The 7,726-nt window shown below is 72.9% G+C and carries 1 protein-coding gene and 1 pseudogene; one reads left to right on the top strand and one right to left on the bottom strand.

What is annotated here, in order from left to right; translation table 11 throughout:
- The coding region (locus E4O86_RS21435; protein WP_161142589.1) for an apolipoprotein A-IV repeat region-like domain-containing protein at positions 1-7,019 on the bottom strand (7,019 nt) is incomplete at its 3' end.
- Between the two features lie 454 nt (positions 7,020-7,473).
- Between E4O86_RS21435 and E4O86_RS21430 the strand changes: the two are divergent.
- Positions 7,474-7,726: pseudogene (locus E4O86_RS21430) on the top strand (hypothetical protein); the annotation flags it as partial.

The raw sequence follows: 7,726 nt of genomic DNA, 5'->3' as shown, positions 1-7,726 counted from the left end.
CGGACCGCGGCCGCCGCCCCGTTCGGGGACTGGCCCGCCGGCTCGATGCGGGCGGGAGCGGCCGGCAGGCGCGGTTCGGCCCGGCGCGGTGCCGCCTCCGGATGCCGGGCCTCGGCCCGGCCGCCCGCTATCTGGTCCGACTCGCCGGCATAGCGGGCGACGAGCCGCGAGAGCTCGGTGATCGCCTCGACCTGCTCGCCGATGGCGCGCCGCATGGTCGACGTGATCTCGCGCGCCTCCTCCGGCATGTCGAGGATGCCGCGGCGGAGCTCGCCCCGCGTCTCCGCCAGCTCCTGCTCGATCGCCTTGGCGGAAGTCCGCATCTCCTGTGCCGTGTCGGCGAAGCGGCGGGTCGCTTCGGCGACCGCCTTCGTCACCTGCTCCACCAGCGCCTCGGCGGCGGAGCGCACCGCCTCGTCGGTGCTCGCGCCGGCGCTCGCAAGCGTCTTCTCGAGCTCGGTGCGGGCCGCCTCGACGCCTTCGACGGCGCGCCGGCCCTCGGCGATCGCGGCCTGCCGGAGCGCCTCCATCTGGCCGATCGCGTTCTGCGCCGATTCCTCGGCGCGGCGTCCGAGCGTCTCGCTGACCTCGCCGATCCGGCGCTCCAGCTCGCCGAGCGCGTCGCCGATCCGTCCGGTGGCCGCGCCCGTGACGTCCTCGGACACGCGCCGGAGCGAGTCCGCGAGCGCCTCGATCCGCGCCTGGGCGGTCTCGACGGTTTCGCCGACCCGTTCGGACGCGCCGCGGCTCGCCTCGTCGGTGACCCGGCCGAGCTCGAGCGCGACCTTGGAGAGATCGCCGGTGAAGGCCTCGATCTGGTCGCGCGCCCTGGCAAGCGTCTCGGTGACGAGGCTGCTCGCGCGGAGCGTGGTATCCTCGGTCCGCTTGCCGATGCCGTCGGCGAGCGCGCCGATCCGGTCCTCGGCCGAGCCGAGCGTCTCGGAAATGAGGGCGGTGAGGCCGCTGAGCCGCGTCTCCACGATCTCGGCCTGGGCCGCGAGCGCCGTGCCGACGGATTCGAGCGCCCCCCGCCGCTGCTCCAGATCGGTCCGCATGGCTTCGCCGGTCTCGTTCAGGGCGGCGGTGGCGCCCTGCAGGGCGTCCGTGTGCTCCTGGAACTGGGTGGCGATCGCCGTGATGTCGCGGAGCACGTAGGTGGAGACGTCGCGGAGCGTCCGGATCTGATCGGAAAGCGCGGAATGCGACGTCGTGGTCTCGCTCGCCGCGCGGTCGAGCGCGGCCCGCAGGTTCTCGGCATGACCCGCGATGTTGCCCTCGATCGCGGTGAGCTGGTCGCCCGCCGTCCCGACCACCACCTGCAGCTCTTCGTGGGTCTTGGCGAGCCGGCCGAGCATGCCCTCGATATCGGTGCGGAAGCGCTCGTTGGTGCCGGTGATCGCCTCGATGATGCCGCGCGTCTGATTGCCGAGCGTGGAGAGCAGGCGCCGCACGCTGCCGTCGAGCGCGTCGCGGGCTTCCGAGCTCTCGCGGCCGATCGCCTCGACGACATCCCGGCCCGATCCCTCGATGCTCTCCACGATGCCGCTTCTGCGCTCCTCCAGCGAATCGAGGAAGGTGCGGGCGCGGGTGTCGACGCCGTCGAGAATGGTGCGGGCGCGCTCGTCGAGGCCGGACGAGAAGCCCTGTGCGCGGCTCGACAGCTCCTCCAGGATGAAGCGCGTGCGATCGTCGAGCCCGCCGGTGAGCTCTTCCGTGCGCCGCCCGATCTCGTCGAGGAGCCCGCTGTTGCGCTCGCCGATGCCCTGTTCGAACTGGGCGAGCCTGTCGGCGAGTTCCTCGAGCAGATGCTGCGTGCGGCCGTCGATGCCGGTCGAGAGCGCGTCCGCGCGCTCGGCCAGCCCTTCGAGGAGCGTGCGGCTGCGCTCGTCGAGCCCGCCCGTCATCGCCTCGCTCCGCGCGGCGATCTCCTCCAGAAGCTGGCGGCTGGTGCGGTCGAGCCCGTCGACGAAGCCGCGCGTGCCGACCTGCAGTCCGTCGACGAGCATGCTCGCCCGGCTGTTGAGATCGTCGACCAGCGAGCGGCCATGGCCTTCCACGGTCTCGACGAAGCTCTGGCCCCGGCTCTCCAGGTTCTCGAGCACGAACTGGCCGCGGTCGGTGATCGCCTCGACGAGCGTCGAGGAGCGCGTGTCGAGCAGGTCGGCGAGCTCCGCCTGGCGCGCCGCGAGCATCGCGTTCAGCTCTTCGGTGCGCCGGCCGAGGCCGCCTTGCGCATTCTCGAGCGTCGATTCGAGGCTGTTGGCGCGATCGGCGAAATCGTGCTGCAGGGTGCCGAGGCGTTCCGCGAGACCCTGGTTGATCTCCGTCATGCGCTCGGCGATGGACCGCGTGAGCTCCTGCGTCCGGGCGCCCAGGCTCTCCTTCAGCTCGGCGAGCCGATCGTCGAGGGCCGTCGACATCTCCGACTGGCCCTCCTGGAAGGCATCGACGATGCCGCGGGTGCGCGCGACGAGCGTCTCGCTGATCTGGCGGGCCCGGTTGTCGAGCACCTGGTTGATCCGGTCGAGCCGCTCGTCGAGCGTGCCGGCAAGGGTGTCGGCGCGCTCGCCGAAGGTCTGCGTGACCTCGCCGATGCGGGTGGTGACGCGGGTCTCGAAATTGGCGAGCCGGCCCGCCACCGCCTGCTCGACGGAGGCGGCGGAGGTCGCGAGGCGTTCGGCGGCACCGAGCGCTGCGGCGCTCATCCGTTGCTCGAAGCCGCCGAGATTGGTGTCGAGCGCCTCGCCCATCTGGCCGATGCGCGCCTCCACGAGGGAGCCGAAGGCGTCGCTCCGCTCCGAGATCATGGTCGACAGCTCGCCGCCGCGCGCGCTGAGGACCTCCGCGAGCTGCTCGAGATTGCGTTCGATGTCGCGCCGGATCCGGTCGCCGCGCGCGGAGATCACCAGGCCGGTGCTCTCTCCGGCGGTCGTGATCGAATTGCGGACCTGGTCGAGCTGGGATTCCAGGAGCGCGGAGGCCTCGCGGCCCGCATCGGAAAGGCGCTGCTGCGCGACGTCGAGCCGCGCCGCCATCTCGTCGGACTTCTCGGCGACGGAGGCGATCAGCCGGTCGCTCGTGGCGGAGAGGCCGCCGGCGACCTCGGAAAGGGCCGCCTCGATGGTGCCGAGCTGCGAGCGCAGCGTTCCGGCGACGCGATCGCCGGTGGCCCCGAGGCGCTCGTCGGCGCTCGCCAGCACGGCCTGGGCATGGCCGATGCGTTCCTCGATGGTCGCCGCGATGCGGTCGCCCGACGAGCCGAGCCGGTCGTCGGCGGAGGCGATCGCCGTCTCGACGATGCCGAGCTGGGAGCGGATCGTGCCGGCGACGCGCTCGCCGGCCCCGCCGAGGCGCTCCTCGCCGCTTGCAAGCGCCGCCTCGACGAGGGCGATCCGCTCGGCGATGCTGGCGACCAGGCGCTCGCCCGTCGCGCCCATGCGCTCGTCGCCGACGCTGAGCGCGGCCTCGATCGACCCGACGCGCTCGTCGAGCTCGGACGTAAGGCGCGCCGTGGCCGAGCCGACCCGGCCGCCGATCGAAGCGAGCGCGGATTCCACGTCCGCGATCCGGTCTGCGATCGCGCCGACGATCTCGCCGCCGGTCTTCCCGAGCCGCTCGTCGGCGGAGGCGATCGCCGTCTCGACGATGCCGAGCTGGGAGCGGATCGTGCCGGCGACGCGCTCGCCCGTGGCCCCGAGGCGCTCGTCGGCGCTCGCCAGCACGGCCTGGGCATGGCCGATCCGTTCCTCGATGGTCGCCGCGATGCGGTCGCCCGACGAGCCGAGCCGGTCGTCGGCGGAGGCGATCGCCGTCTCGACGATGCCGAGCTGGGAGCGGATCGTGCCGGCGACGCGCTCGCCCGTCGCGCCGAGCCGCTCCTCGCCGCTCGCAAGCGCCCCCTCCACGAGGGCGATCCGGTCGGCGATGCTGGCGACGAGGCGCTCGCCCGTCGCGCCCATGCGCTCGTCGCCGACGCTGAGCGCGGCCTCGATCGACCCGACGCGCTCGTCGAGCTCGGACGTAAGGCGTGCCGTGGCCGAGCCGACCCGGCCGCCGATCGAAGCGAGCGCGGATTCCACGTCCGCGATCCGGTCGGCGATCGCGCCGACGATCTCGCCGCCGGTCTTCCCGAGCCGCTCGTCGGCACCGGTCAGCGCCGTCTCGATCCCGCCGACGCGTTCGGCGATGGCGTCGACCATGCGCGCGCCGGTCGCGGCGATGCGCTCGTCGCCGGCGGTGAAGGCGGATTCGATCAGCTGGACGCGCTGGTTCACCTGGGCGGCGATGCGCTGGGCGGCCGTCCCGATCCGCTCGTCCGCCGAGTTGATCGCGCTCTCGACCTGGACCACCCGGTCGGCGACTGCCGCGATGACGCGCTCGCCGGTCTCGCCGAGCCGCTCGTCGGCGCTCGACAGGGTCGATTCGACATCGGCGATGCGGCGCGACAGCCCGCCCATCATGCGGGCGCTGGCGGCCTCGATCCGCTCGTCGCCCGCGGCGAAGGCGGATTCGACAAGGCCGATCCGCCGGTCGAGGTCGGCCGCGATCGCTTCCGCGGCCGTCCCGATCCGTCCGTCCGCCGCGGCAAGGGCGGCCTCGACGGCTGCGACGCGCTCCGACACGGCCGCCACGACCCGCTCGCCGGTCTGGCCGAGCCGCTCGTCGGTCGCGCTGAGGGTGGCCTCGACCTGCGCGATCCGGCCCTGCAGGCCCTGCATGACGCGACGGCCGGCAAGCAGGAAGCGCTCGTCGGCGGCGCCGAGCGCCGTCTCGATCTGGCCGATCCTCTCCTCCACGCCGCCGAGAAGCGTGCTGCCGGCCTGCTCGATCCGGCCGCTCACGGCGGCCATCGCGTCCTCGGCGGCCGCGATCCGCGCCGAGATCTCTCCGGCTGCCCGCTCTCCCGCGCCGCCCAGGCGGTCGGTGGCGGCGCCGATCTCGGCCTCGAGCGCGTCGATCCGGGTGCGGATCGCGGAGGTCGCGTCCGCGCTCGCCCCGGCGAAGCGATCGGATGCCGAGGCAAGGGCGGTCTCGACACGCGAGAGCTGGCTGTCGATCGTGCCGGCGATCTCCCGGCCCGAAACGGAGAACCGCTCGTGCGCCGCCGCGAGGCCGCTTTCCGCGTGCTCGATCTGGTCCCGGAGAGCCGCGGTCACCGTCTCGTTCCGGCTTGCCAGACGCTCGCCGGCTTCGCCGAGGAGCGCGCCGGCATCGTCCAGGCGCCTGGCCACCGCCTCGGTGACGTCGCGCCCGACCCCTTCGAACCGCTCGCTCGCCGCGTCGAGATTCGACTGCACTTCCTGGAGCTGCGCCGCCATGCTCCGGGACACGTCGTGGGCGGTCGTCCCGAGATGCTCGATGACGCTGCGGGACCGCTTCTCCATCGTCTCGACGACGATTTCGCTGGCGCGCTCCATGCGGCCCGCAACCTCGTCGGAGCGCGCGCCGATCGCGGCCCCGATCGCGTCGTTCTGCGCATTGAGGCGCGCGACCAGCGCCTCGCCTTCGACGGTGAGGCTCGCGTGGATGCGCTCGCCGGCCTGCGAGAGCTCCGTCACGAGGGCGGTCGAGCCGTCCCCGAAGAGCGTGGTGAGCCGGCTCTGGGTCTCGCGCAGCCGCAGATCGAGGTCGGAGGTCTGCTTCGTGATGACGTCGCTGATCGCGGTGCCGGCGGTCCCGAGCCGCTCGACCGCGTCACGCCCCTGGGTGGCGAAGGTCTCGGCGAAGGCGTCGCTCGTCCGGCTCACGCTCTGGACGAGCTCGTCGGTGCGGCTGGAGAAGTTCGTCGTCGCGTCCGCCACCGCCCGGTCGAGCCGGTCGGCAAACTCCGCCGCCTGTGCGGCGACGGCCGTGGTGAGCTGGGAACCGGATTCGCCGAGCCTTGCGAGCAGCCGCTCGCCGCGGTCGAGCACGGCATCGGCGATGGTGTCCGTCGTCGCGTTGAGCCGCGAGATCAGATCCTCGCCGCGGCTCGCGACCGTGTCGGAGAAGCGGTCGCTCGCGCTGTCGAGCCGGCGGAACACGTCCTCGGCCTTGCCGGAGACCAGGGCGACGAGCGCGTCGCCCCGGGATTCCAGAGCCGCCGTGATGGTCTCCCCGCGATCGGCGAGGACGCCGGTGATGCGCTCGACGGCCCGCTCGGCCGCCTCGGTGAGCTGTTCGGAGGTGCGGACGAGCTCGCTCGAGAGGTTCTCGTGCGAGCCGGTCATGGCCTGGCGGACGCGGTCGGCGTTCTGCACGATCGCCTCGCGCTCCGTGACGAGTTCGTCGACCAGGCGCCGGACGCGGAGCTCGTTGTCCGTGTAGGAGCGCTCGAGCGTGGCGACCTCGTTGCGCACCAGGACCTCGAGCTCGCTCGCGCGGGCGAGCGCCCGCTCGATGCCGTCGCCCATGGCCGCGACCTCGCGGCGGATCGCCTGGCCGACCGTGACGACGGATTCCTTCGCGATGTTCTCCGGCTCGGCGAGACGGAGCGCGACCTCGGTCATCGTGCGCGAGACCAGGCGGAGCTCGTGGCTGCGCCAGATCAGCGCGGCCATGGCCCAGAAGAGGAGTGGCGGCAGCACGATGCCGGCGAGAAGGACCAGCACCTGCGGCGCCTGGCGGACGTCCTGGAGGGAACCGAACGTCCCGAGATCCCGGCCGAGGATTCCGGCGCCGAAACTCAGCCCGAGCGCGACCCAGAGGATCGTGAGCACCAGCGCCGTCCAATAGGGCGTGTAGGCCGGCCGTCGCTGCAGCGCATAGAGGATGTTGCCGACCGACCGGACGTCGTCGTTGGCGGCGCGGCGCGTGCGGATCCTGTCCTGCTCCTTCCGGGCGCCGGGCGCGCGTCCGGCAGGCGCTTCGGCCGGCTCGGCCGCGCGCCGCCGGCTAAGCGGCGTCGGCTTCCGCGGCGCGGCTTCCGGAGGTGCCGCGGTGCCGGCTTCCGCCGCCTCGGCCGCGAAGTCGATCTTCAGCGCCTCCTCGACCGCCGAAAGGGCCGCTTCAGTCGCGTCGGTCTTCGGAAGTTTGCTCATTGACTGCTCGCCCCGCCCCGTACTCGTGAACTCGCTTCGGATGCGCCGTGACCGCAGGGACGGCAGCCACGCGCCGATCCCGTCAGAAACGGACGACCGATCCGCCCCGCCGGTTCAGAGCGAGGACCCCCAAACGGAGCCGGGCAGAACGGCGCCGGCGCGCGAACGAGGACCTGCTTTCCCATGCTGTCGGACCGGCATATTAGTGGCACCAACACTCTCACGGAAGGGTGAAACGCGCGATGAAGGCCCGATTTCCCAAGCTTTGCGAACGGCGTGAAGCCGGGCTCGCAAGTATCGTCTCAATTTCGGACAGTCGGTGCACCCAATTCCCCCCGAAGAGCCGTCCGGGACCCTGCGCATGAACGGTCCGGAACGCCGCCGATCCGAATGCGCCGGCACTGTGGCGGCGAGAGGGCAGGCCGGGAAGCGTGGCGAGGACGGAACGGCCGCGGTGCTCGACGCCGTTCATCTGGAGCGGCAGACGCTGGCGGACCCGGCCCTCAAGCGCGAGGTGCTCGGGCTCTTTGTCGCGGCGCTGGAGGATCTCGTGCGGGATGCGGGGGCGCCGGGCGCATCGCCGTCCGAGCGCGACCGGCACCTCCATGCCATCCTCGGGCTCGCCCGGAACGTGGGCGCGTTCCGCCTCGCCGCGGCCGCGGCGGACGCGATGGGCGCGCGGCGCGGGGCGAGCGCCGGGCTTCCCG

It is taken from the genome of Propylenella binzhouense (assembly GCF_009866965.1).
Taxonomy (GTDB): Bacteria; Pseudomonadota; Alphaproteobacteria; order Rhizobiales; family Afifellaceae; genus Propylenella; species Propylenella binzhouense.
The sequence above is the reverse complement of the archived record's forward strand: the minus strand, read 5'-3'. Positions and strand labels throughout refer to the sequence as shown.